This is a genomic window from Blastococcus sp. SYSU D00695 (genome assembly GCF_054050555.1).
In genome coordinates this window covers 1-800 of the sequence record NZ_JBJGZP010000056.1, presented here as the reverse complement: position 1 = coordinate 800, position 800 = coordinate 1, and the positions used below count along the sequence as shown (strand labels likewise).

1 protein-coding gene is annotated in these 800 nt (G+C 75.5%); it reads left to right on the top strand.

Annotation, left to right across the window (positions count from 1 at the left end; all coding sequences use genetic code 11):
• Positions 1–34: 34 nt before the first annotated feature.
• Positions 35–800, top strand: a 766-nt coding sequence (locus tag ACI781_RS19095; RefSeq protein WP_456567711.1) for an LGFP repeat-containing protein, incomplete at its 3' end; no start/stop codon positions are given.

Here is an 800-nt window from a genome sequence, read left to right as displayed (position 1 = left end):
GGTGGCGCGGTTCGGGCACTTCCGGGGTGGGTCGGTGTACGTGCACCCCACGCTGGGCACGCGGGTGCTGCCGGCGGACGTGGTGGCGGCGTGGCAGGCCTCGGGTGCCGAGACCGGCCCCCTGGGCTACCCGACCTCGTCGGCGAGCGAGGTCCCCGGCGGCCAGGCGGTGACCTTCGAGCACGGCGCCGTGTACGCCGAGGACGGCGTCGGCACGGGCCACGTCCTCACCGGAGCGGTCCTGGACCGGTACCTGGAGGCGGATGGCCCGGCCGGTGAGCTGGGGCTGCCGGCGTCCAGCGCCGCGCCGCTGGCCGGAGGCGGGTCCTACGCCCACTTCGAGCACGGCTCGATCTACTCCTCCCCGGCGACGGGTGCGCGGGTGCTGACCGGAGCGATCCGTGGCCGGTGGGCGGCTGCCGGCTGGGAGAACTCCCCGCTGGGGTACCCGACCTCGGACGTGGCGGAGGCCCCGGGTGGCGGCGAGTACGCCCACTTCCAGCAGGGCACCGTGACCTGGTCGTCCGCGACCGGCGCGCGGGTCCTCACGGGCCCGGTGCGTGATGCCTGGCTCGCCTCGGGTGGCGTGTCGGGGGAGTTGGGTCTGGCGACGTCGGATGTGACGGCGTTGGCCGGTGGTGGGGCGTTCGCGCACTTCCAGCACGGGTCGGTGTACTACTCCCCGGCGACGGGTGCGCGGGTGCTGACCGGTGCGGTGCGGGACCGGTGGGCGGCGCTGGGCTGGGAGAACTCGGCGTTGGGGTATCCGACGTCGGACGTGACGCCGCTGGCCGGGGGTG